The sequence below is a fragment of the Streptomyces sp. NPDC032940 genome (assembly GCF_040636935.1).
Classification (GTDB): Bacteria; Actinomycetota; Actinomycetes; order Streptomycetales; family Streptomycetaceae; genus Streptomyces.
In genome coordinates this window covers 88,154-111,353 of the sequence record NZ_JBEZVJ010000022.1, presented here as the reverse complement: position 1 = coordinate 111,353, position 23,200 = coordinate 88,154, and the positions used below count along the sequence as shown (strand labels likewise).

Sequence of the window (23,200 nt, the reverse complement as noted above, 5' to 3'; positions counted from 1 at the left end):
CGGTGACTGCCGGGGTCCGGCAGGCGCGGGGCCCCGTCCTTGCCGCCGTCCGTCCTTGAAGGGCCCGGGCCGGGCGGGCAGGCTGAGCGGGCGGCGGGGGCCGCGTCGGCGAGGGCAGGGGGCCGGAATGAAGCACGTGCCTGTTTTCCGGTGGTTCGTCACACTGGGAGTGGTGCTGTTCGCCCTGTCCGCGGTGGTGTACGCGCGGACGCCCGAGTATCCCGAGCTCCGGCAGGTGGACCTGACCGTCCTTCAGGAGGAAGGCGACGGCACCTGCACCGTGCGGTGGAGCGACCCGTACCGGCTCGTCGAGCGGGAGGGACCGTACCGCTGCGACCCGGACCGGTCACCGGACCTCAAGGCGCCGCTGTACAAGCCGGGGACCGGCCTCGGCTGGGACACGGGATTCGTCGTCGCCGTGGGGCCGGACAAGGGCCGGCTTTACTCCCCCGACGACGAGAAGGCCATCGACGACGCGATCGAGCTCTCCGACAACCTGATCATCCCGGGACTGCTCCTGCTGAGCGTGGGTCTCGTCGGCGGGAACATCCGCTCCCTCTACCGTCTCGGCGGCGTGCGCAGGAGGGTCGTCCGCCGGGCGGAGGAGCTGCGGGAGGCCGCCGTCCGGGTGTCCCGGGACCACGCGCGCGCGGTGGAGGCGGTACGGAGCACGTGGGAGTCCCTCCACCGGGACGCGGTGCGTGAGCGGCTGGGTGACCTGCCGGTCGCGCGGCTGCGCAGGACCGCCGGAAGGCGTCTGCCGGTGAAGGAGCTGGAGCGGCACGGCGTCCGCAGTGTGCGGGACGTGCTCGAGGCCGGGGCGTGGGGGGTCGCGCAGACCTGCGGGCTGGGGCGGGGTGCGGCCGAGACGGTGTGGGACGCCGCGCGGCGCACGGCCGACGCGGTGTCGCGGGACACTACGGTGCGGCTGGACGCGGACCGGCCCGGGCCGCGGACGGTCGCGCTGCTGAAGGAGCTGCGGGTGCTGGTGGAGGCCGGACCGGCGGCGCGGACCGTGGCGGAGGCGGGCGGTGAGCTGGCCGCGGGGCTGGAACGACGGCTGGCCGACGCAGCACCCGCGGCGGGGTGGCGCCGCATGCTGGACGCCGGACCCGAGGAGCGCCGGCGCGCGGCGACGGCCGTGGCCGGGCTGCGCGGGCTGCTGGACGAGGCCGAACGGGCCGGTGTGCGGGCACGGTTCGCGCAGGTGTCCGTCGACCTGCTCCGGGGGGCGGACGGTGACCCGGAGGGGCTGGCGGCGCGGACCGACTTCGAGGCCCGTCCGGCGGAGTACTACGACCTCCTGGCCGAGATCGCGACGGCTCCCGGGCGGGAATGACGAAGGCCGGTTCCCGCGCCCCGGGGTCGCGGGAACCGGCCTCTTCGCGGCCCGGTGGGTCAGAAGCCGACCGACTGGAGCGCGCCCAGGCCGACGTCGGCGTAGGAGTGCTTGCCGGAGACGAAGATGTTCACGCCGTAGTAGTTGAACAGCCAGCAGGCGAACGCGGCCAGGGCCAGGTAGGCGGCCTTGCGGCCCTTCCAGCCGGCCGTCGCGCGGGCGTGCAGGTAGCAGGCGTAGGCGACCCACGTGATGAACGACCAGGTCTCCTTGGGGTCCCAGCCCCAGTAGCGGCCCCAGGCGTCGCCCGCCCAGATCGCGCCGGCGATGATCGTGAACGTCCACAGCGGGAAGACGGCGGCGTTGACGCGGTACGCGAACTTGTCCAGGGACGCGGCGGCGGGCAGCCGGTCCAGGACCGAGTTGGCGAAGCGGCCGGGGGTGCCGCCGGAGGCGAGCTTGTTCTCGAACGAGTCCTTGAACAGGTACAGGATCGTGGAGACGGCACCGACGTAGAAGACGGCGCCGCAGAAGATCGCCGTCGACACGTGGATGTACAGCCAGTACGAGTGCAGCGCCGGGACCAGCTGGTCGCTCGCGGTGTAGAGGACCGTGACGGCGAGGCCCAGGTCCAGCAGCACCGTGGTGATCAGGGGCAGCCCGAGCCAGCGGATGTTCTTCTTCAGCGCGAGCAGCGCCAGGTACACGCCGACGGCGACCGTCGTGAACGTGATGTTGAACTCGTACATGTTGCCCCACGGCGCCCGCTCCACCGACAGGGCGCGGGCGACCACGCCGCCGGCCTCGAGGGCGAAGGCGAGGACCGTGAGCGAGATGGCGATCCGCCCGTAGAGGTCGCCCTTCTCCGTGCCGCCGTGGGCGCCCGGCCCGTCCGGCACGTCGCGGGAGCCGGCCGCCGTGCGCACGACGACCTTCGGCCGCTCCAGGACGGCGGTGCCGCCGGCCTTGTTGACGGTGACCGCCGGGGCGGCCTCGGCCTTCGCCTCGGCCGTGGCGGTCAGCGCGGCGGCGGTGCGGCCGACCTTGCTGCGGCTGCCGAAGAGCCACTCGGCGATGTACGCGAAGAAGGCCAGGGTGTAGACGGCCATCGCGGAGTAGATCAGCGTGTTGCTGAGGTTCGCGAGATGCTCGTTGGTGGCGGCGGCCAACTCCGTTGCGGCCTCTGTTGCGGCGGCGAGAGTCACTTCTCAGCCCCTTCGGCAGGTACGACTCGGGGATCGGGGGTTTCGGATTCGGCATCGGCGTCGGGTGCGCCGGGCGCCTGCTCGTACAGGACCCCGGCCAGTTCGCCGAGTTCCTCGGGTACCTTCGCGGACTCGCTGCGGCCGAGGCCGGCCATCTCGACGACCGTGACACCGTCGTCGCCCTTGACGGCCCGCACCCACACGCGGCGGCGCTGGATGAACAGGGAGCCGGCCAGACCGAGGATGGCGACGACCGCGCCGCCGAGCGCCCAGCCGCTGGCGGGCTGCCGGGTGACCTGGAAGCCGGCCCACTCCTGGACGCCGTCGAAGGTGACCGTGCCGGCGCCGTTCGGGAGGGTCATGGTCTCGCCGACCTTGAGCTGCTTCTTGAACAGCTTGCCGTCGGAGTCCTTGAACTCCTTCAGGTTGGTCTTGTCGAGCTGGTAGATGCTCTGCGGGATGCCCGCGTCCACACCGAGGTCGCCGTGGTAGGCGGAGAGGGCGAGCATCGGGTTGATCAGCGCCGGGAAGGTGGAGAGCATCGTGCTGCCCTCGCCGCCGTAGGTCGGCAGGAAGAAGGCGTTGAAGCCGAGCTGTTCCTTCTCGCCCTTGGCGTTGCGGTAGCCGTCCATGACCTTGACGGCGCCGGAGGAGGTGACGTTGCCGTCCAGCGGCAGCAGGGCCACCGCCTGCTTGTCCATCACCACGTCGCCCTTGGCGTCCTTGACGGTGAGGACGGGGGCGTAGCCGTGGCTGACGAGGTAGACCTTGGAGCCGTCGATGTTCAGCGGCTTGTTGACCTCGACGGTCTTCGACTTCTCGGCGCCGTCGGCGCCCTCGCTGTAGGTGACCTTGGCCTCGTAGACGCGCGGGGTGCCGCGGTTGGGGCCGGTCGCCTCGTAGGTGCCGTGGAAGTCCTTCAGGGTGAAGCTGAAGGGGGCCAGGTCGTGGTCCGGGTCGAAGAGGTTGCCGGACTTGAAGTCGTCGTACTGCGTGAGGGTGTTGGAGAAGCCGTCGCCCTCGAGGACCAGCTTGTTGCCCTCGTACTTGAACAGCTGGCCCCAGGCGAACGCGACCAGCATCACGATCAGCGCGATGTGGAAGGCGAGGTTGCCGACCTCACGCAGGTAGCCCTTCTCGGCGGCGACCGCGTCGCCGGCGGCGTCCGCGCGGAAGCGGCGCTTCTTCAGTAGCTTCAGCGCGGCCTCGCGGACCTCCTCGGGCTCGGCGCCGGTGCGCCAGGTGGTGTAGGCGGGCAGCCGGTCCAGGCGGCGGGGGGCGCGGGGCGGACGGCCGCGGAGCTGGCCGACGAACTGCCAGGTACGCGGGACGATGCAGCCGATGAGGGAGACGAACAGCAGGATGTAGATCGCGGAGAACCACACCGAGCTGTAGACGTGGAAGAAGCCGATCTTGTCGTAGACCGGCGCCAGGATGTCGTGGTTCTGGCGGAACTCCTCGACCTTCACGGCGTCGACGCCGTCCTGCGGGATCAGCGACCCGGGGATCGCGCCCAGCGACACCAGCAGCAGCAGGATCAGGGCGACGCGCATCGAGGTGAGCTGGCGCCAGAACCAGCGGGCCCAGCCGGTCACGCCGAGCGCGGGGAGGTTCGGGGTCTCCTCCGCGGGCGCGGTGGACAGCTGGGAGCCGGCGGCGCCGAGGTCCTGGCTGTCGCCGTCGGCCTTCGGCTGCTTGCCGGGAGGGGTCCCGGGGGCGGTTTTCGAAGTGGTGCTCACGAGTCAGATCCCCACAGTGAAGCCGTTGGACCAGGTCTGCATGGACTGCACGAGGCCGTCCCACACGCCGGTCAGCAGCAGCAGGCCGGTCACGATCATCATGACGCCGCCGACGCGCATCACCCAGACATAGTGCCGCTTGACCCAGCCGAAGGCACCGAGCGCCTTGCGGAAGGCGACCGCGGCGAGGACGAAGGGGACGCCGAGGCCGAGGCAGTAGGCGACGGTCAGTACCGCGCCGCGGGCGGCAGTGCCCTGGTCGGCGGAGAGCGCCAGCACGGAGGCGAGGGTCGGGCCGATGCAGGGCGTCCAGCCGATGCCGAACAGCGCGCCGAGTATCGGGGCACCGACCAGGCCGTTCACCGGCTTCTTGTGGAAGCGGAACTCGCGCTGGGTGAGCCAGGGCATCAGGCCCATGAAGAAGACGCCCATGAGGATCATGAACGCGCCCAGGATGTCGGTCAGGACGCCCCGGTTCTCCTGCAGGGTCTGGCCGAAGTAGCCGAACAGCGCCCCGCTGGAGACGAACACGGCGGTGAAGCCGAGGACGAAGAGGGAGGCGCCGGCGACCATGCGCCCGCGCCGGGCCTCGCCCAGGTCCGTGCCGGTGACCCCGGTCACATAGGAGAGGTAGCCGGGGACGAGGGGCAGGACGCAGGGGGAGAAGAAGGAGACGAGGCCGCCGAGCAGGGCGATGGGCAGGGCGACCAGCAGGGCGCCGTTGAGCACCGTGCCGTTGTAGCCCGCCGTCTCGGCGAGGGTCATCGCTGCCGACACGTCACTTCTCCGACTTGCCGGAGTCGTCCGTGAGATACGGGTCGAGCATCTTGCGCAGCTTCTCCTCGCTGAGCGCCTGGAGGGTGCGCGCGGCGACCTTGCCCTCCCGGTCGATGATGAGCGTGGAGGGGACGGCCTGGGGGTTGAGGGTGCCCTTCTCGAAGCGGAGCAGCAGCTTGCCGCTCGGGTCGTACAGGCTCGGGTAGGTGACCCCGTAGTCCTTCTCGAAGGCGCGGGCGGGGCCGGTGGAGGTGTCGCGGGTGTTGATGCCGACGAACTGGACGCCCTGGCCCTTGACGTCCTGGTAGACCTTCTCGAAGTTCTTCGCCTCGGCCCGGCAGGGCGGGCACCAGGATCCCCAGACGTTGAGGACGACGACCTTGCCCTTGTAGTCGGCGACGTCGACCTGGCCGCCGTCGACGGTCTCGCCGGACAGGTCGGGGGCGTCCGCGCGTTCGCCCTTCTTCGCGGTGGCGATGCCGTCCGAGCCGGTGATGAAGCCCGTCTGACCGCCGCCGCCCGAGGTGCCGCCGGAGCTGCACGCGGACACGAGCAGCGCCGCGGCGGCTGCGCCGACGGCGAGGGCGGCCCGGCTACGGACGCGGACGGCGGTGCGGTTCGAGCGCAGGGGGGCGCTGCTGGCGGCACTCATGTGAAAAGTTTCGCATGTCCGTTCCGGGGATCTTGCACACCCCCCTCACGGGTGGAAACCCGCATTTCAGGCGGCGTTCCCGGAGGGGGTCGAGCCCGCGGTGGAGGTGTCCGCGAGGAAGGTGTTCCAGCCGCCGACGGGCTGCTGCCCGACCTCGACGGTGCGGAGTTTGGCGAGCACCTCGGGCTTCTGCACGTCCAGCCAGTCGGTGAACTGCCGGAAGGAGACGAGTCGTATGTCCCCGCCCTTCTCCTTCTCCCGCGCGATGTGCTTCAGGGCGTTCTCGACGGCGTCCATGTAGATGCCGCCGTTCCACTCCTCGAAGTGGTTGCCGACGAAGAAGGGTGCCCGGTTCGTCTCATATGCCCGCTTGAAGCCGGATATGTAGGCTTTGGTGGCCTGTTCGCGCCAGCCCGGGTAGTTGTGCGCGGGGGCCTTGGTCGAGTTGAGCGACTGGTTGGCGAGGATGTTGTAGTCCATCGAGAGGACCTCGAAGGAGTGTCCGGGGAAAGGTATCTGCTGCAACGGCAGGTCCCAGATCCCGTTCTTCTTCGCCGGCCACACCTGGCGGCCGCCGGGTGAGGAGGCGTCGTAGCGCCAGCCCAGCTCGCGGGCGGTGGGCAGCAGGCTGTCCTGGCCGAGCAGACAGGGCGTGCGGCCGCCGACGAGTTCCTTGTCGTAGTCGAACGGCAGCGACGGCAGGTCGGTCCAGCCGCTGTTGGTCCGCCACTCCTTCACGAAGGACTTCGCCTGGTCGATCTCGCTGCGCCACTGGGCCGGCGTCCAGTTGCCGACCGTGCCGCTGCCGCCGCAGAAGTGGCCGTTGAAGTGGGTGCCGATCTCGTGACCGTCCAGCCAGGCCCGGCGGACGTTCCTCAGCGTCTCCTTGATGTGGTCGTCGGTGAGGTAGCCGATGTCCGAGGCGCCGCGCGGGTTGTTCGGCGGATCGTAGAGGCGCTTCTTCGACTCGGGCAGCAGATACAGCCCCGAGAGGAAGAAGGTCATGTGCGCCCCGTGCTCCTCGGCGAGGTCGAGGAAGCGGGGGAAGAGGCCGTTGCCGACCTCCCCCGCGCCGTCCCAGGAGAAGACGACGAACTGCGGCGGGGTCTCGCCGGGCTCCAGCGGCACGGGCGCGTCGGGCTGGTGCGGCTGCTTGCCGGTGTACGACGTCGAGCCGTCGCCGATGGGCCGGGCGGCCGGCGCGCTGCTCCCGGACGGCGAGGGCCGCTCGGAACCCCCGGCGTCGCCGGCCTGGTGCGAGCCGTCCCCCGAAGGGTGGGAGCCGCAGCCCGCGAGACCGACGGCGGCCGCGGCGCCCGCTCCGAGTCCGAGCATCCCCCTACGGGTGAGAGTGCGGGTGGAAGTGCGCATCGCAACCTCGTTCGTCACGTCCTTCGGTGGTCACTGGGTGAGAGGACGTGACGAACGTGCGGGTTCCGGATACTTGTGCGGATTCCGTAACGAGGTTCGCGAACGGCGGCCGCGGCCGGCGGTGGGGGCCGTGTGGCCGTCAGGCCCCGAAGGCCTTGCCCTGCCCCTTCACCGGCTTGGCCCCCGCGAGGAGGTGGGCCGGGACGAGGTCGCGGGCGGGCTCGGTGTAGCCGACGGACACGATCCGGTCGCCCCGGAACGTGAACGTCGTCAGGGACGCCAGCGTGCACTGCCGCTTGCGCGGGTCGTGCCACAGCCGGCGCCGCTCGACGTACGACCGCAGGATCCAGATCGGCAGCTGGTGGCTGACGACGACGGCCTCGTGGCCGCGTGCCCGGTCCTTGGCGGCGTTCAGCGCGCCCATCATCCGCACCACCTGGTCGACGTACGGCTCGCCCCAGGACGGCTTGAAGGGGTTGACGACGTGCTTCCAGTTGGCGGGCCGGCGCAGCGCGCCGTCGCCGATGCCGAAGGTCTTGCCCTGGAAGACGTTGTCGGCCTCGATGAGCCGCTCGTCGGTGTCCAGGTCGAGACCGTGCGCCTTGGCGATCGGCGTCGCCGTCTCCTGGGCCCGCTCCAGCGGGGAGGCCACGACGTACGTCACATCGCGCGGGGCGAGGTGATCGGCGACCCGGTCGGCCATGCGCCGGCCCAGCTCGGACAGGTGGTAGCCGGGCAGCCGGCCGTAGAGCACGCCGGTCGGGTTCTCGACCTCGCCGTGCCGCATCACGTGGACGACGGTCAGCTCGTCCTTCTCCCCGGCGCTCACGCGGTCGCCTCCGCAGCCGCGCGGGCGGCCGCCGGAAGGGCGTCGGCGATGCGCTGGACGGCCCGCTCGTCGTGGGCGGTGGACACGAACCAGGACTCGAAGGAGGACGGCGGCAGATAGACGCCGTTCGCGAGCAGCGAGTGGAAGAACGCGGTGTACCGGAAGGAGTCCTGCGCCCTGGCCCCGTCGTAGTCGGTGACCGGCCGGTCGGTGAAGAACACGGAGAACATGTTGGAGGCGTTCTGGAGGGTGTGCGCGACGCCCTCCTTGCTCAGCGCCTCGGTGACGAGCCCCTGGATCTGCTCGGACACGGCGTTGACCTTGGCGTACGCGGCGTCGTCGAGGAGCCGCAGCTGGGCGAGCCCGGCGGCGGTGGCGACCGGGTTCCCGGAGAGGGTGCCGGCCTGGTAGACGGGCCCGGCGGGCGCGAGGTGCGCCATGACGTCGGCCCGTCCGCCGAACGCGGCGGCGGGGAACCCGCCGCCCATGACCTTGCCGAAGGTCATGAGGTCGGGGACGACGCCCTCCACCCCGAACCACCCGGCGCGACTCGTCCGGAACCCGGTCATGACCTCGTCGGAGACGAACAGTGCGCCACCCGCCGCGCACGCGTCCTTGAGCCCCTGGTTGAAACCGGGCAGCGGCGGCACGACGCCCATGTTGCCCGGCGACGCCTCGGTGATCACGCAGGCGATCTCACCGGGGTGCGCCGCGAAGGCGGCGTGCACGGCCTCCAGGTCGTTGTACGGCAGCACGATCGTGTCGCTCGCCTGGGCGCCGGTGACGCCCGGCGTGTCGGGCAGCGCGAACGTGGCGACGCCGGAGCCGGCGGCGGCGAGCAGCGAGTCGACGTGCCCGTGGTAGCACCCGGCGAACTTGATCACCTTGGTGCGCTGCGTGAAGCCGCGGGCGAGCCGGATCGCCGACATCGTCGCCTCGGTCCCGCTGGACACGAGCCGCACCTGCTCCAGCGGCGCGACCCGCTCGACCATGGCCTCGGCCAGGGCGACCTCACCCTCGGCGGGCGTGCCGAACGACGTCCCGCGCGCGACCGCCTCCTGCACGGCGGCGACCACCTCGGGGTGCGCGTGCCCGAGGATCATCGGCCCCCAGGAACAGACGAGGTCGACGTACTCCCGCCCGTCCGCGTCGGTCAGATACGGCCCGGTGCCGGACACCATGAACCGGGGCGCGCCGCCGACGGCGCGGAACGCCCGCACCGGGGAGTTCACCCCGCCCGGCGTGACGGCCGCCGCCCGGTCGAACAGAGCCTGCGAGGCCGGTGCTTCGTATGGATATGCCAGTTCGCTCATGACCTGCGACGTCTCCGACCTTCTCGACCTTCTCCGACTTCTCGGACCCTGCTCCGGCTCTGGTTGCCCAGGGTGACCTCGTTCAGGGTAGACAACCCGCCCGAACGCCGTGCCGTCTGCCAGACTGGAGCCCTTCCACGCAGCTCAATGCGGGCGGCGCGGACCGGGGCCGCCGGCTCCCGCGGGCATATGACGGCCGTGTGACGGCCAGATGTTCACCGCACGTTTCGGCGGGCGGCCGTGGGGGAGGTCACTGACACGATGATCGGGTTGCGCGGCGGGGGTCACGCGTCCTAGAAAAGCAGTCGGGTGGAGATATGCATCGCGGTGGCGGACTGGGCGAGGGGACCGACGACCTGGGTCCTCGACGTGCCCGGCGGGGAAGGCACCGACGCGAGGCGGAGGAGACGGCCGAAGCACGCGAGACACGTCAGGCACACGGTGCGCCGATGGAGCCCGACCGGACCGACCGCCGGGTCGGCCGGCTGGGGGCGGGGAGCGGGAATGGTGGTCGGGTGGGGGTGACGTACAAGTACTTCGGCGCGCCCGACGGCGCGACCGCGGCCCGCGTCCCGATCTCGATGCGCCCCGAGGAACTGGGCGGCGACGAGCTCGGGATGAACGGCATGTTCACCAAGATCAAGCCGGAGACGATGGCCGCGATGGTCCTCACCGGCATCGAGGGCGTCCCCCTGCACAAGGTGCCCCCGCTGGAGCTGGTCGTCCTGCACCCCGACTACGCGGTCGTGAAACTCCCGATGACCGTCGTCGACCCCCTGCGCGGCATCGGCGAGGAGGCGGTCGGCGCGGCGGCCTTCATCTGGTCCACCGTCCCGGACCGCGGCGGACCGCGGGACGCGTTCAACGTGTACCAGCTGCTGCACGAGTGGCAGGACTTCTCCCACCGGCTGCACGAGGCGGGGCATCAGCCTTACTGCCTGGTGTGGCCCTGAGCTGGGGTTTCGCGAGGGTCGGGCGGGGTCTTCGGGCCTCGCCCTTTTGCGTGCCGGGGAGGGGCCGTCAGGCGGCCAGGGCACATTGAGGGCACATGGGTTTTGCTGGGGGTGGTGATGTGCCCTGGGGCTCTCCGGTTTCCAACGGCTCCGCGCCGGTGAAGGCGTCGTCTATCGCCTTGCGGGTGCGGCTCTCGCTGGACGGCAGCAGGTGCGTGTACGTCCGTAGCGTGAAGCCTGGGTCCGAGTGGCCGAGGTACTCCGAGAGCGCCTTGATGCTCTCCCCCGCGTCCAGGAGCACGGAGGCGTACGCGTGTCGGAGGGCGTGCATGCCGTCCTCCGGGGCCGCCTGGAGGTACCTCGCCCCGCGCTCACGGGGAGGGATCACGCCGGCCTCGACCAGGGCCCGCTTCCAGGCGCCCATGTTGAAGACGCTGCGGTTGTACGCTCGGCCCTTCTCGTCGACGAAGAGCAGCCGGAAGGTCTTGGGCTCGCCGTCGGGCTTCGCCCAGGGCAGCGTGACCGCCGTGGGCGGGAATCGCCTCATGTGGGCCTTGAGGGCAGTGGCCAGCTGAGCCGACAGCGGCACTGACCGGATCCGGTTGCCCTTGGGCAGGGCGAAAACCGGCTTCGTGCCGACGAGCCGCACCTGGCGGTTGACGTGGATCCAGCCGCCCCTGAAGTCGATGTCCTCGGCGGCGAAGCCGAAGACCTCCCCCTGGCGCAGACCGCACCCGAAGGCGAGCTTGCCACCTGCCTGGAATCGCTCGGGCAGCCCGGCGGTGACCGCACGTACACGCTCCAGGGGCCAGGGGACGATCTTCTTCTTGGTCGCGGTCGGCAGCTTGACCGACTTCGACTTGCACGGGTTCTTCGGCAGCAACCCGTCCTCCACGGCCATGCCGAGGATGCTGGAGAGGATGTCGAAGATGCCCTCGATCGTCGACACCTCGAAGCCGCCGTCCTGCAGCGTGCGAATCCAGCCCTGAATGACCGAGGGCTTGTTCAGGGACCGCAGCTCGCGCCGACCGAGGTGGGTGACGATGTGGTTGCGGACGGTGGCCTCGTAGCGGAGGGCCGTGGTCGGGCCGACCGAGTTCGCGTCGAGCCACTTCTGGGCGTAGGCGCCGAGCGTCTGCTTCGTCTCGGCGGGAACGACGTAGCTGCCGCTCCGGATCTCGACGTCGACCTCGGCCGCTCGCTTGTCGGCTTCGGCCCTCGTGTGGAAGTTCTCCTTGCGCTGGTGGCCGTCCAGGTCGCGGTACCGGACCTGCCAGCGCTTCCCGGTCCCGTGGTCAGAGGTCGGGACCATCCGCCGGGTGCGGCTCTTGTGCTCGCTGCACTGGGTCTCGTCCGGCTTGGGATGGGACTTGTGCCACCGGTCGTACACGTCAGCCAAGGAGGACCCCCTGGGCACGGCAGCAGAGGTCTGCTTCGGTGTGGCGAGGGTGGGCGGGGCAGACCCCGGCAGGCAGCAGAGCCGTCGCACGAACCCCGAGGGCTTCGGCGATCACGACGAGGTCGTCGATGTCGCAACGTCGATGGGCGCGCTCCGTGCGGCTGAGCGCGGTGTTGGTCATCGGGCGGCCCATCGCGGTGCAGCGGGCGGCCAGTTGATGCTGGGTGAGGCCGAGCGCCAGCCGCGTGCGCTCGATGGCGCGGGCGGTATGCAAGCCGGCGGGGCCTATTTCGAGAGGTCGAGTTGCCATAAAAGGTAGCTGTAACTTGCAGCCGAAGCCTTTGGCAAGAGTTGGTTCTTAAACTCTAAAGAAGTCGCGTCCCGCCGGATCAATAATCCTCCCGACCAATTCCTGACACACGGCATCGGAAGGCTGCGCCACCGATTCCACGCGCCGGAAGCGAGCGCAGTGTAGCTGACTGCACCCGTCGCCGATGGGTCGCCACCTGGGCTTACGAACAGCCCGTCACCCTGGCACCGATTTTTTGGTCAACCGCCAATTCGCCCTTACGGTATTGCCTCCCGTACTCACCGACGGGAACTTCTGGAGCCTTCTAGAACCAACTCTGGACTTCTCCACCCAGGGTGTGGCTGTGTTGTCCACGCAGTTGTCCGAAACCGAAAAGGGAGCCCTATGCCGAGCCTTTCCCCCCGTCCTGCCCACACCGCTGCCGACGCCAACCGACGCGGCCCCCTGGCCGCCCCGGCGGAAGTCGCCGAGTACCTCGGAGTGCCGGTCAAGACGCTCTACCAGTGGAAGTACCGGGGCATCGGCCCGAACGTGCACAAGGTCGGCCGCCACCTGCGCTACCGCTGGGCCGAGGTGGACGCCTGGCTGAACGCCCAGGCCGCGTACGACCTCGCCGTCTGAGACCGCCCCACAGGGAAAGCGAAGCGGCTCCCGGCGAGCCACCGCCGGGAGCCGCGCGGTCCCTGCCCTCATCGCCCCTTGCCAGAAAACGATCTGTCTCGGTGATTCCGGACCTTGTCCGTCCGGCCCACCAGGGAGGAACACCTGTGGACGAATCTACGACCTCTCCGACCCCTACCGCACCCGCCAGCCCTCTGCCTTGGCCACCCGTGGCCGTACCCGGCCAGGGCGACGCGACCGAGCCCCCGTCCTCCGGGGATGACCAGCCGTACAGCGCCAACGAGGGCGCAGCACTGCTGGACGAGCTCCGGGCGGCGATCGCCCGATACGTGATCCTGCCCAGCGGTGGCGCGCTGACCGCCGTCACGCTGTGGGTGGCGGCCACGCACATCCAGCCGGCACTGCAGCACGCACCGCGCCTGGCGGTGGTCGGACCGGCGAAGCGGTGCGGCAAATCCCGTCTGCTGGACGTGATCACGGAGACGGCGCACGACCCGTTGATCACCGTGAACACCAGCCCTGCTGTCGTCTTCCGCGCCATCGGTGACGACCCGCCCACTCTGCTGGTGGACGAGGCCGACACCATCTTCGGCAGCGTCAAGGCCGCAGAGAAGAACGAGGAACTGCGCGGCCTGCTCAACGCCGGCCATCAGCGCAACCGGCCCGCCCTGCGGATCTCCGGTCCCGAGCACAAGACGCGGAAGTTCCCCACCTTCGCCATGGCCGCGCTGGCCGGCATCGGCGCCCTGCCGGACACCGTCATGGACCGGGCGGTGGTGATCCGCATGCAGCGCCGCAAGGACGGAGAGCGCGTCGAACAGTTCCGCTCCCGCCGCGACATCCCAGCCTTGCACGCTCTGCGGGACCGCTTGGAGGCATGGCTCCGTCCGCTCCTGGACACCGCCGAGGACCTGGTACCGCGGATGCCGGTACAGGACCGCGCGGCAGACACCTGGGAACCGCTCGTGATCGTCGCGGAGCTGGCGGGCGGCACCTGGCCCGAGGACGCGCGCGCAGCCTGCGCGGCCATGTGCGCAGCCGAGGCGGACAAGGACGACGAGTCCAATCTCAAGACCCGCCTGCTGCAGGACATCCGGCGCGCCTTCGCCCGCCGCGGTGACCCGGACATCATGCGCACCCGGGACCTACTGGAGGAGCTTCTCAAGGACCAGGAGGCTCCGTGGGCCGAGTACGGCACCACCGGCCTCAGCCCACGCCATCTTGGGCTCCTCCTGAAGGACTTCGACATCAAGGCCGCCACCCTCCGCTTCGAGGGCGGCAGGCAGGCCAAAGGCTTCGCACGCCTCCGCTTCACCGACGCCTGGGCGCGGTACTGCCCGGAGGAGTCCGCCTCCGAGAACGGTGACGAGAGCGCCCGGACAGGCCCGGACCCGCACCCGTAAAGACTCGTCGCACCCGTCGCATCGCAGGTCAACCCCGTGACGGGTGTCGTCGCTGCGACGAGTCGTCTCGTACCACGGCGATCACCCGTACCTGCTCTGACCAGCCGTGCGACGGGTGCGACGGGTCCGCCACCTCTCTGCCCACCAGCCCTCCCCGCTTGGAGCACCCGCTTGCCTGTGCGCACCACCGCGAGCCCAGTACCGATGATGACCGCCGCGATCCGCTTGGGGGTCGCTCTGGTCGGCACGATCGGCTTCGCCCTCTCGTACGACGCCCTGCGGCAGATGGCAGTGGCCATCCACATCCGCGGAGTGCTGACGTACGCCTTCCCGCTCGTGATCGACGGCTTCATCGCCATCGGCGTCGCGGCCCTGCTCATCCTGCGAGCCGCCCCCTGGCGATCTCGCCTCTACGTCTGGGCCCTGGTTGGCATCGCCACCATCACGAGCATCTGGGCGAACGCCCTGCACGCCGTCCGTCTCAACCAGGAGAGCGACGCCGCCGGGCTCCACCTGGACGACGTCACCGTCGGCGCCCTGTCGGCCATCGCCCCGCTCGCGCTCGCCGGAGCCGTCCACCTGGATCTCGTCATACGCCGTCATCCCACCGGACGGCACTCGACTGACCCGGTCAGTGAGCAGCGCCACACTCACGTCGAGAACGTGCGGCGGCCCGCTCTGAACAGCGACACGGCCGATGCCTCGCAGGGCGCGGCACAAGCACGGCCCGGAGTTGTGGCGGAAGACATCGCGGACGTGGCGGATCCTCCGGCCGAAGTGGCGGAGACGCGTCAGCCCCACAGCCCGATCAAGGGCCGGCAGCCCAGCGTCTCCACGGAAACGCTCCTGGCTCTCGGCCGCGCCGCGCCTCTGGGCCGCCAAGGGCGTATCTCCCGCCGCCACGTCGAAGCGGCGATCCGAGCCCAGGGTCACCCCGTCGGCAAAGACCGACTCACCGAGATCACACGCCGCCTGCAGGCCGAACTCGACCGTACGCCCGAGCGCGTCTCCTAGCGCAGCTGACCGGTCGGTACCGCCCGTCATCGCGCTGCTCAGCGAGTGGACAAAGGGCGGAGCCGGCCGCCCCAGGAACTTCCCGTCCGCCGACTCCTAGTAAGGACTGCCCCGATGCGCGAAGCCCGACGTGAGCTGCCCTTCGGACAGCGGGAGATGACCACAAGCGTCACCCAGCCAGCAAGTTATCCCCTTGGATACTCCGCCTTGAGCGGAGTATCCAAGGGCTCCCCTGCCTCTGAGGGGCAGGGGCTCGTCCGGCGCCGGGGGACGCCAGACGAGGAGGCTGCGACCGAGGGCGGATCGCAGCCACAGGGCACACAGGACAGACCCGAGCAGCCGCGTACGCGCCGCCGCAAGTACCAGCGTCGCCAGCGTCCGCACGTCCGCAACACCCGCTTCAGCGACGACGAACTCGCCCTCGTGACTGCCGGCGCGAAGGCCGCCGGCCTCACCCTCGCAGGCTTCCTCGCCCGCGCTGCCCTCTCGGCCTCTCGCGACCTCGAACGGACCTCGAGTGCCGTCGCCGGCGAGCGCGAGGTCATCGCCGAGTTCTTCGCCGCCCGCCGGCACCTCGGCCACGTCGGCAGCAACTTGAACCAGATCGCCCGAGCGATCAACGCCGGAGGGCACCCGGCCGAACTCGACGTGGTCATCGCGGCCACCGACCGCGCCGTCCAGCGCGTCCAGCACGCCACCGACCGGCTCCTCCACCAGGACTAGGACCCCATCACCCGCATGATCCCCAGGATCCAAAAGCGCGGACAGCGCACCATCGGCCTTCTCTATTACCTCTATGGACCCGGCAAGTTCGAAGAGCACACCGACCCGCACCTGGTCGCCTCCTGGGATGACAACGCCCCCGACCCCGGCCGCGACCCGTCCGCCACACTCAAACAGCTCCAGAACCTCCTCGACCAACCCGTCGAGAACGTCGAACAGGCTGATCGGCCCAAGAAGCATGTCTGGCACCTATCGGTCCGCAATGCCGAAGAAGACCGACTTCTGAGCGACGAGGAATGGGGCGAGGTCGCCCGACGCATGGTGGCCGCCGCCGGCATCGACGACCCCCAGCAAGGTGCCGGATGCCGATGGGCCGCGGTCCGGCACGCTGACGACCACATCCACATCATCGCCACCCTCGTACGCGAGGACGGGTTCAACCCCGACCTCGATCACGATGCCCTCCGCGTCCAGGCCCAGGCCCGCGCGCTCGAAGCGGAACTCGGCCTGCGCCGCTTGAACAAGGGCGACGGCACCGGCGCGAAGCGGCCCACCAGCGCCGAGCGCCACAAGGCCAAGCGCCAGGGCCGCGAACGCACCGCCCGTGAGGAACTGCGGGAAGCGGTACGCCGCGCGGTGACTGGCGCGAGGAGCGACGAGGAGTTCTTCGACCGGCTCGCCGCCGCCGGCCTTCTGATCCGCAAGCGGGCCGCGCCCTCCGGAGACCTAATCGGCTACAAGGTCGCTCTGCCGGACGACCTCAACAGGGACGGCGAACCGGTCTTCTACCCAGGCGCGCGCCTCGCCCCCGATCTCTCCCTGCCCCGCATCCGGGAGCGCTGGTCCGGCGACGCCCAGGAAACGCCTGCTACCCGGCAAGAGGAAGCACCCCGTACGGCGCCGGGCGCCCCGGCCTCCGCCCGCCGCAGGACGGCATCGGCCACGTGGCAGGCCGTACTCGTCGTCGAGCACGGCGACGATGCGGTCGCTGCCGCCCACATCGCTGCGGCTGGCGAAGTCCTGGACGCCCTCGCGAAGACGTCCGCTGCCCACACCCGCCGCAACCTGCGTGACGCCGCGGCGGCCTTCGAGCGGGCCTCCCGCTCCCACGTCCGCGCCGTACGCGGGCACGACCAAGCACTGCGGCAGGCCGCACGGGACCTCGTCCACGGCGGGCCGGCCCTCGGCCGCGGTGAAGACGGCGCCACCACGGCGATGGCGATCGACATGCTGATTTTCCTCATCACCGCCGCCGCGCGCTGGCACGCCAGAAAGGGACACGTTCAGCAGGTCGGGGCCGCCACCCGGGCCGCCGAACACCTGCGCACCGCCTACCAGACCGCCTCCGCGCAACCCCTCGGTGTGCTCTACCAACGAGGTCGGCGCCTGAGCCGGCCGATGCTCCAGCGGCAGACCGTGCTGCTGCGCGAGACGTTGCCGGAGCTGGTCGAGCAGATCCTCGCCGAGCCCGGCTGGTACGCCTTGGCCACGACCATCACGGAGGCCGAAGCCGCCGGCCACGACCCAGCCGCCCTCCTCTCCGACGTTACCGAGCGCCGCGAACTCGGCAGCGCGGGCTCCATCAGCGATGTGCTCGTGTGGCGGATACGGCGAACAGCCGACCTGCCCGCCGACGCCTCCCACCTGCCCGAGACCAGCGCGGCAGGGAGCCGCTCCACCCCGGGCAGGACGACGATCGAGCCCTCCGTGCCCAGCAAGCGCCACAGCGGGGAGGAGGCAACGCGTACGTACCGGTGAGTGCGACGGGTACCGGCACGCATCACGGGCAGGACCACGCAAAGAATCACGGCCAACCGCGATCCTCGGCTTCTGCGAGGAGGCGCGAGGCAGGGTAGCCGTACGCTCGGCACACCGCAGCGAGCATGGTCACCGTCGGGTCGGTCACCGCCCGTTCCATCCGTGACAGCGTCGAACGGCTGACACCACTGCGCTGTTCGACGTCGTACACGGACCAACCACGTTCGGTCCGCAGGGCGAGGAGCAGACGGGCCAGCTCAGTCTTGATGCATGTGGTGCCGCCCGCGGGGGCGGCTTCCTGTCCCGGAGTTGTGGCTGGTGTGCCCGGCTTCTTCAGCGATCCGCCGCAGTTGCTATGAGTCGATGACGAGTGGCTGGCTTCCTTCGAGGCGGCCGGACCAGTAGCGGTCGGCGTTGTCGCGCGAGGCCCGGACGGAGATGACGAGCCGCTGGGAGACGTTGTTGCGGTCACGGATGCTGAGGGCTCCCTGGACGGTGGCGGTCCGATGCTCCGCGTTCCAGTCGACGGAGCCGATCGTGGGCACGCCGAGCCATACGAGGCTGCTTCGAACGTCGTCGCTGGTGACCGGCGGCGGGACGGCGGAGGCACACCGTGCGCGCTGGTCGGCCGGGCAGTGGTTGGCGGCGCACGTCGGGCTGGCGTGAACCCCGTGGATGTCTGAGCGCCGCAGTACGTGAGCCAGTGCGCAGGAGTTGGTCTGGAAGATGGGGTGGGCGGGGTAGCGGGTGGGGAGGGTCTCCAGAAGGTCCCAGGTCTGGCGGGGCCACACGGCGTCCGCCGATTCGAGGGGGAGATCCTCGGAGCCGAGTGCGGGCCACAGTTCGGTCATCTGCCCGCGGGCACCGCGTTTGACCTTCAGGCCCACCGCGACGGTGCAGATCGAGTACCGGGCAGCCCAGTCCAGGACACGGGTGATGATTTCAGGGGCGGCGTTCGCCGGCATCAGTGGGCGCCAGTAGTGGATGACAGGGATGCCGCGCACGTGCAGGCGCGGGAACGTGGCGCGGAGCGCCTCGTGGTCGATGCCGCGCTCGATGTCGGGCCCCAGGCCCGAGTAGCTGAGGTACACGATGACGGGGACACCGGCCGCCCGTGCGTCGGAGATGGCGTCGGCGACCTCGTCCGTGACGGCGCACTTCGTGATCAGGCACACCGGGTTGCGTAAGCCCATGCCGACCAGTTCGTCGAGCAGGGCGACGAGGTGCGCTCGGGTACGCGGCGTCGACAAGGCGTCGGTGCAGGTGTAGAGGGCGAGCACGGCCTGCGGGTGGAAGAAGGGGCTGGCCTTGAGCAACTCGGCCGTCTGTCGCGGGGTCGCCAGCTCGGTCGGTTTGACGAGGGTCTGCTCGCGGTCGCGCAGGTAGCAGTAGCCGCACGCCTTCGGGCACCCCTGGACCGGATTGACCGCCAGCCAGGTTTCGTGCTGGTCGATGACGGGTTCCCAGATGCGTTGCGTCGGCAGGCTCGGTACGGGAGTGCGCACGGGCTGGTTCCTCTCGGGCCGGTCCCACGCCGACCGCCTGGCTGTGGACCGGCGGACGGTGCGGTTGGTCAGACGGGTTGGGTGGTGATGCGCGCGCCGACAGCGGCCAGCTTGGCGACGGGCTCCTCGTAGCCGCGTTCCAGGTAGCGGGTGCCACTGATCGTGCTGGTGCCGTCGGCGACTAGGGCGGCGAGGACGTAGCCGAAGCCGGCGCGCAGGTCGGGGATGGTCAGGTCGGCGGCCTTGAGCTTGCTCGGTCCGCTGATCTTGGCGGTGTGCAGGAAGTCCCGGTTGTGCCAGCGGCAGGCGGAAGCCCCCAGGCACCGGGTGGTCAGCTCGATCTCGGCTCCCATGGCCCGGCGGAGCTGTTCGGCGTAGCCGAAGCGGTCCTCGTAGATGGTCTCGTGGACGACGGAGGTGCCGTTCGCCTGCGTGAGCAGGACGGTGATGGGCTGCTGCCAGTCGGTCATGAACCCGGGGTGGACTCCGGTCTCGATGTCGGTGGCCCTCAGCTCCCCGCCCCGGAAGAACTCCAGGCCGTGTTCGGTTTCGGTGAAGTCGCCGCCGATGTGGCGCAGGACGTTGAGGAAGGTGATCAGGTGGTCCTGCCGGGCGCCTCGTACTTCGATGCGCCCGTCCGTCGCCACAGCCGCTGCCGCGAACGAGGCGATCTCGATGCGGTCGGCCACGGTGCGGTGCTCGACGCCGCGGAGCGCGTCGACGCCGACGACGGTGAGTGTGCGGTCGGTGTCGATGGTGATGAGGGCGCCCATCTTCTGGAGCATCAGCACCAGGTCGACGATCTCGGGTTCGACGGCCGCGTTGGAGATCACCGTCGTCCCTTTGGCGAGGACCGCTGCCAGGAGCAGGTTCTCCGTGGCACCCACCGAGGGGAACGGCAGCTGGACGTGCGCGCCGGTGAGCCGGTTCGCGCTGACCTTCACGGAGCCGGGGCGGTCCACGGTGTCGGCGCCCATCTGATGCAGTCCTTGGAGGTGGAAGTCGATGGGGCGCTTCCCGATGGTGCAGCCGCCCGGCAGTGGTACCACTGCTTCGCCACGGCGGTGCAGCAGCGGTCCCATCATGAGGATGGGGATCCGGTTGACGCCCGAGTACATGGATGAGAGTGACGTGCTCATGACCTTCGGCGTGTGGACCCGTACGGAGTGCTCGCCGAGCCAGGTCACCTCGGTGCCCAGTTCGGCGAGCATGCCGAGGACGATGTCGACCTCCAGAATGCGTGGTACGCCGTGCAGCACACAGGGTTCGTCGGTCAGGAGCGTGGCGACGAGTTCCTTGGTTACGGCGTTCTTCGCTCCGGATGCCTCGACTGTGCCGCGCAGCGGTACTCCGCCGGTGATGCGGTACGCGTGGCGGTCAGTGGCCATCGGACGCCCCTTGGAGGTCGCACTATCCATCTCGTGATGTTTCCTGTCTCGCTAAGTCGGGTGTTAGGAGACGGAAGGCCCTGTCTAACCTAGATCGAATCCCGTCTCGTGAGATACGACGATACTGGTGTGGTCATGGTTGCACCGTCGTGACTCCGCCGTTCGGTCCGATAGAGGCGATTGGGGTAGATGGTTCCGCCCGTCAGTTGCGCCTGGAGCAGGGCGGTGCGCGAGGTCTCTTCCAGGCGCAGCATCAGGTCGACGGTCTCCTCCAGGTGCCGGCCGACGGTGAACGCGCCGTGGCGGTAGAGGGTGAAGGCGAGCCCATGGCGCTTCAGTTCGTCGGCGCGCGGGGCAACAACCTCCTCCAGTTGCGGGCGGTACGCCAGCAGGTTGACGGCGGCCACGTCCGGGCGCTGCACCATGCCCTCAGGCAGGTCCAGCGGCACCGGGTCAGCCAGGAACTCGGCCTTCACCGTGCTGTCGTCGGCGTGCAGGCAGGGGATTTCGCCGAAGGTGTCTGCGCGGTTCGTCACGCTCGGCACGGGCAGCCCCAGGGACGCGAAGGCCAGAGTGTACGGAGCGTGGGCGTGCACGATCGCCCCGGCGCGGGGCAGCATCCGGTACAGGTCCAGGTGGGTGGGAGTGCCGGACGCGCCCAGCCCGCCGGTCTGCTCGACGATCGCTCCATCGGGTGCGAGGACGACGAAGTCGCGGACGCTCACCTTCCAGCGGTCAAAGGCGAGCCGGGTGCAGGACATGAGTACGTTCCCGTCCGGCAGACGCACCGACACCGCGCCGCCGGCCGGGTTGAGCACTTCCCAGGCGAGCAGGTCGTCCACGATGCGTGCGAGGTGCTGACGCGCGGGTTCGTAGAGCATGACGTGACTCCTTCACGTATCGAGCTGGAAGCCGGCGCCCGGTAGGCGCACGGTGCTGTGCGGGGGAATCCACGCGGTGGGTACGGTGGCTCCCGCGTGCAGGACGGCCCCGGCACCGACAACAGCTCCGGGGCCGAGAGTGACGCGAACACCGGCGCGGACTCCGCTGGCGACGATCGCTCCCCACTTCGGCTCGCCGGTGTCCATCCGGCGGCCGTCCGGCAGGGCGAAGTGGACGGTCCGCGAGGGCCGGAGCATGTCGGGGTTGGACAGCACGCAGACGCCGATGACGAGGCCGGAGGCGAAGTAGGCGTCGCACCCGATGACGGCGCATCCGATGGTCGCCCGGTGCGACAGGACGCTGCCCCGGGCCAGGACGCTGCGGGAGATCTCGCAGCCGTACCCGATGTGCACGTCCGACGAGACGACCGTCCGGCCGCGCACGGTCGAGTACTCGTGGACCCGGGCTCCGGGGCCGATCACCACATCGTCGTGCACATTGGCCAGCGGCGAGATGTAGGAGCTCGGATGAATGCGCGGTCGTCCATCCAGGGCCTTTTCGACGAGGTCGTAGACCGCTCCGGCGACGTCGCCGATCTCGACGATGGGCCTGCTGTCCAGAGCGTCGACACCCCAGTCCTTGAGGAGCGGGTCGTCGCCCAGGCGCAGGACCTCCCCGAGAAGAGGGCCGAAGGCTGTCACGGTGCTCCTGCCAGAGAGCGCGGAGCCTGACCCATCACCAGCGTCAGATACTGGGCGGCACAACGCCCCGGGGTGTACCAGGCTTCGGCCAGCGCTCGGGCCGCTCTGCCCATCCTGGCCAGTGCCTCGCGGTCGAGCAGTGCGTCGGTGAGGGCGGCCACGAGATCCCACGGGTCGTCGGGGTCGTAGACCATGCCGGTCAAGCCGTCCAGGACGAGTTCGGGGCTGGCCCCGGCCTGGGGCACCAACGCCGGGATCGCTGCCCCGGCCGCGTCGATGACGGCGCGGCCGAATCCCTCCTGAATGGCAGCGGCGGCCAGCAGGTCGTATCCGGTGAGCCGCTGAGGCAGATCGTCGGCGTAGCCCACGAAGCGGACGGGAGCCGCGAGTTCCCGCGCCAGGGTCTCCAGCTCGGCTTGGTGAGAGCCCGCGTCGCCGAAGACGTCGAGCCGCACCGCGGTGGACAGGCGTGGGTCGGCGACCGCGCGCACGAGGTGGTCCGTCCGCTTCCACGGCACGGTACGGGCAACGGACGCGATGAGGAGTCGCCCCGTGGCTGGTCGGGTGCCGTAGGGAACGGTGGCCGGGATGGCGACGCCGTTGTGGATGGTGCTCACATACCGGGCTCGCGGGGCGTGGACGCGGAACGCGGCAGACGACGCATGGGAGATGCCCACCCACACGGGCACGGAGGACAACAGGTCCCAGGGCAGGTCGCCGACGGTTCGTTCGACCATGGAGCCGGTGCCCGGGTCGATCACCCGGAGCACTTGGTCGGCGTTGACCACGTGTCGGATGACCGGGATGACACGGGCATGGGGCGCCAGAGCCACGTCCGCGGCTGCGGTGCGGTGGTTGGAGATCACTACTACGGGACGGTCGTCGGCCGGCGCGCAGGCACGGACGAACGCCTGCTGATAACTGCCCCAGTCCGATACCTCGTGCACGCGGGCGGGGGAGCAGCGGCCGGCGGCCGGGCCGCCCCGGCGCCACCACACCAGCTCGACACTGGGCACCAGCCGGGACAGGTTGTCCGCCAGCTCGACGACGGAGTTCTCCGCTCCTCCGCGGGCGGTGGTCACCCAGGTAAGGACGACGTGCGGAATCACGACTGCCTCCTTCAGGGGGAAGCTCTGCAACGGGATGAGATGTGCCTAGCTGCTGACATGACGGCACCACGGCTCGGGCGAGCGTGGAGATCGACTGTCAGTACGCGCAGTCGGTGTGCAGCGTCTGCACACGGGCCTACTGGGTGGGAGAGCCCCGATGGGGGCTGAGCGCCGAGAGAGGAGGCAGCACGGGTCGGCACCGATCCACC

Annotated in this window: 22 protein-coding genes; 7 read left to right on the top strand and 15 right to left on the bottom strand. The window is 70.1% G+C overall.

From position 1 onward, the window contains the following. Positions 1-127 precede the first annotated feature (127 nt). Positions 128-1,339 carry a hypothetical protein gene (locus tag AB0E77_RS24425; RefSeq protein WP_361573956.1) on the top strand — a complete coding sequence of 404 codons (1,212 nt, stop codon included), beginning with the start codon at positions 128-130 and terminating at the stop codon, positions 1,337-1,339. Between the two features lie 59 nt (positions 1,340-1,398). On the opposite strand, the gene ccsB is transcribed toward AB0E77_RS24425, so the two are convergent. From ccsB to hemL, 7 genes are all read right to left on the bottom strand, one after another. After that, a complete protein-coding gene (ccsB, locus tag AB0E77_RS24420; protein WP_361573954.1) occupies positions 1,399-2,544 on the bottom strand; it encodes a c-type cytochrome biogenesis protein CcsB in 1,146 nt (381 codons plus the stop codon). Next, on the bottom strand, positions 2,541-4,283 hold the full coding sequence (locus AB0E77_RS24415) for a cytochrome c biogenesis protein ResB (protein ID WP_361573952.1): 1,743 nt from the start codon (positions 4,281-4,283) through the stop codon (positions 2,541-2,543). Before AB0E77_RS24415 ends, ccsB begins: the two co-directional genes overlap by 4 nt. Positions 4,284-4,286: 3 nt before the next feature. Further along, positions 4,287-5,060 carry a cytochrome c biogenesis protein CcdA gene (locus AB0E77_RS24410; protein ID WP_361573950.1) on the bottom strand — a complete coding sequence of 258 codons (774 nt, stop codon included), beginning with the start codon at positions 5,058-5,060 and terminating at the stop codon, positions 4,287-4,289. Position 5,061: 1 nt separating this feature from the next. Beyond that, a complete protein-coding gene (locus tag AB0E77_RS24405) occupies positions 5,062-5,712 on the bottom strand; it encodes a TlpA disulfide reductase family protein (protein ID WP_361573948.1) in 651 nt (216 codons plus the stop codon). Between the two features lie 66 nt (positions 5,713-5,778). After that, positions 5,779-7,047 carry a hypothetical protein gene (locus tag AB0E77_RS24400; protein ID WP_361573946.1) on the bottom strand — a complete coding sequence of 423 codons (1,269 nt, stop codon included), beginning with the start codon at positions 7,045-7,047 and terminating at the stop codon, positions 5,779-5,781. 175 nt (positions 7,048-7,222) lie between these two features. Continuing rightward, positions 7,223-7,870, bottom strand: coding sequence for a histidine phosphatase family protein (locus tag AB0E77_RS24395; RefSeq protein ID WP_361573986.1), 648 nt, complete (start codon positions 7,868-7,870; stop codon positions 7,223-7,225). Positions 7,871-7,908: 38 nt separating this feature from the next. Continuing rightward, positions 7,909-9,225, bottom strand: coding sequence for a glutamate-1-semialdehyde 2,1-aminomutase (hemL, locus tag AB0E77_RS24390; protein ID WP_361573944.1), 1,317 nt, complete (start codon positions 9,223-9,225; stop codon positions 7,909-7,911). A 515-nt stretch (positions 9,226-9,740) separates the two neighbouring features. Here hemL and AB0E77_RS24385 point away from each other — a divergent pair. Then, positions 9,741-10,178 (top strand): hypothetical protein, encoded by a 438-nt coding sequence (locus AB0E77_RS24385; protein WP_003974483.1) that lies wholly within the window; start codon positions 9,741-9,743, stop codon positions 10,176-10,178. A gap of 67 nt (positions 10,179-10,245) precedes the next feature. On the opposite strand, the gene AB0E77_RS24380 is transcribed toward AB0E77_RS24385, so the two are convergent. Both AB0E77_RS24380 and AB0E77_RS24375 read right to left on the bottom strand, forming a co-directional pair. Then, positions 10,246-11,568 (bottom strand): tyrosine-type recombinase/integrase, encoded by a 1,323-nt coding sequence (locus tag AB0E77_RS24380; RefSeq protein WP_361573985.1) that lies wholly within the window; start codon positions 11,566-11,568, stop codon positions 10,246-10,248. Position 11,569: 1 nt separating this feature from the next. Further along, positions 11,570-11,887, bottom strand: coding sequence for a helix-turn-helix transcriptional regulator (locus AB0E77_RS24375; RefSeq protein ID WP_361573942.1), 318 nt, complete (start codon positions 11,885-11,887; stop codon positions 11,570-11,572). 384 nt (positions 11,888-12,271) lie between these two features. Between AB0E77_RS24375 and AB0E77_RS24370 the strand changes: the two genes are divergently transcribed. The 5 genes from AB0E77_RS24370 to AB0E77_RS24350 all read left to right on the top strand — a co-directional run bounded on the left by AB0E77_RS24370 (position 12,272) and on the right by AB0E77_RS24350 (position 17,406). Continuing rightward, on the top strand, positions 12,272-12,508 hold the full coding sequence (locus AB0E77_RS24370; RefSeq protein ID WP_224301088.1) for a helix-turn-helix domain-containing protein: 237 nt from the start codon (positions 12,272-12,274) through the stop codon (positions 12,506-12,508). Between the two features lie 146 nt (positions 12,509-12,654). After that, a complete protein-coding gene (locus AB0E77_RS24365) occupies positions 12,655-13,911 on the top strand; it encodes a DUF3631 domain-containing protein (protein ID WP_361573940.1) in 1,257 nt (418 codons plus the stop codon). 207 nt (positions 13,912-14,118) lie between these two features. After that, positions 14,119-14,925, top strand: coding sequence for a DUF2637 domain-containing protein (locus AB0E77_RS24360; protein ID WP_361573983.1), 807 nt, complete (start codon positions 14,119-14,121; stop codon positions 14,923-14,925). A gap of 207 nt (positions 14,926-15,132) precedes the next feature. Next, on the top strand, positions 15,133-15,648 hold the full coding sequence (mobC, locus tag AB0E77_RS24355; RefSeq protein ID WP_361573938.1) for a plasmid mobilization relaxosome protein MobC: 516 nt from the start codon (positions 15,133-15,135) through the stop codon (positions 15,646-15,648). A gap of 15 nt (positions 15,649-15,663) precedes the next feature. Then, positions 15,664-17,406 (top strand): mobilization protein, encoded by a 1,743-nt coding sequence (locus AB0E77_RS24350; protein WP_361573937.1) that lies wholly within the window; start codon positions 15,664-15,666, stop codon positions 17,404-17,406. Positions 17,407-17,452: 46 nt separating this feature from the next. Here AB0E77_RS24350 and AB0E77_RS24345 read toward each other — a convergent pair whose 3' ends face one another. The 6 genes from AB0E77_RS24345 to AB0E77_RS24320 form a co-directional block, all read right to left on the bottom strand. Then, the gene (locus tag AB0E77_RS24345; RefSeq protein ID WP_361573935.1) at positions 17,453-17,878 is read right to left on the bottom strand and encodes a helix-turn-helix transcriptional regulator; all 426 of its coding nucleotides are present in this window, start codon (positions 17,876-17,878) and stop codon (positions 17,453-17,455) included. Next, positions 17,760-18,911: a hypothetical protein gene (locus AB0E77_RS24340; protein ID WP_361573933.1), complete on the bottom strand. Its 1,152-nt coding sequence runs from the start codon at positions 18,909-18,911 to the stop codon at positions 17,760-17,762. Before AB0E77_RS24340 ends, AB0E77_RS24345 begins: the two co-directional genes overlap by 119 nt. 68 nt (positions 18,912-18,979) lie before the next feature. Then, the gene (gene murA, locus AB0E77_RS24335; RefSeq protein WP_361573931.1) at positions 18,980-20,299 is read right to left on the bottom strand and encodes a UDP-N-acetylglucosamine 1-carboxyvinyltransferase; all 1,320 of its coding nucleotides are present in this window, start codon (positions 20,297-20,299) and stop codon (positions 18,980-18,982) included. A gap of 89 nt (positions 20,300-20,388) precedes the next feature. After that, the gene (locus AB0E77_RS24330; RefSeq protein WP_361573929.1) at positions 20,389-21,180 is read right to left on the bottom strand and encodes a class II aldolase/adducin family protein; all 792 of its coding nucleotides are present in this window, start codon (positions 21,178-21,180) and stop codon (positions 20,389-20,391) included. Between the two features lie 12 nt (positions 21,181-21,192). Then, complete coding sequence (locus tag AB0E77_RS24325) at positions 21,193-21,882, bottom strand: hypothetical protein (protein WP_361573927.1); 690 nt, start codon at positions 21,880-21,882, stop codon at positions 21,193-21,195. After that, positions 21,879-22,991, bottom strand: coding sequence for a glycosyltransferase family 4 protein (locus AB0E77_RS24320; RefSeq protein WP_361573925.1), 1,113 nt, complete (start codon positions 22,989-22,991; stop codon positions 21,879-21,881). Before AB0E77_RS24320 ends, AB0E77_RS24325 begins: the two co-directional genes overlap by 4 nt. Between the last annotated feature and the right edge of the window lie 209 nt (positions 22,992-23,200).

Excerpts from the sequence above, each read along its gene's own strand:
- AB0E77_RS24350 (WP_361573937.1), top strand. The coding sequence starts at position 15,664 with ATGATCCCCAGGATCCAAAAGCGCGGACAGCGCACCATCGGCCTTCTC.
- murA (WP_361573931.1), bottom strand. The coding sequence starts at position 20,299 with ATGGCCACTGACCGCCACGCGTACCGCATCACCGGCGGAGTACCGCTG.
- AB0E77_RS24400 (WP_361573946.1), bottom strand. The coding sequence starts at position 7,047 with ATGCTCGGACTCGGAGCGGGCGCCGCGGCCGCCGTCGGTCTCGCGGGC.
- AB0E77_RS24405 (WP_361573948.1), bottom strand. The coding sequence starts at position 5,712 with ATGAGTGCCGCCAGCAGCGCCCCCCTGCGCTCGAACCGCACCGCCGTC.
- AB0E77_RS24360 (WP_361573983.1), top strand. The coding sequence starts at position 14,119 with ATGACCGCCGCGATCCGCTTGGGGGTCGCTCTGGTCGGCACGATCGGC.
- AB0E77_RS24425 (WP_361573956.1), top strand. The coding sequence starts at position 128 with ATGAAGCACGTGCCTGTTTTCCGGTGGTTCGTCACACTGGGAGTGGTG.
- AB0E77_RS24395 (WP_361573986.1), bottom strand. The coding sequence starts at position 7,870 with ATGCGGCACGGCGAGGTCGAGAACCCGACCGGCGTGCTCTACGGCCGG.
- hemL (WP_361573944.1), bottom strand. The coding sequence starts at position 9,225 with ATGAGCGAACTGGCATATCCATACGAAGCACCGGCCTCGCAGGCTCTG.
- AB0E77_RS24370 (WP_224301088.1), top strand. The coding sequence starts at position 12,272 with ATGCCGAGCCTTTCCCCCCGTCCTGCCCACACCGCTGCCGACGCCAAC.
- AB0E77_RS24375 (WP_361573942.1), bottom strand. The coding sequence starts at position 11,887 with ATGGCAACTCGACCTCTCGAAATAGGCCCCGCCGGCTTGCATACCGCC.
- AB0E77_RS24330 (WP_361573929.1), bottom strand. The coding sequence starts at position 21,180 with ATGCTCTACGAACCCGCGCGTCAGCACCTCGCACGCATCGTGGACGAC.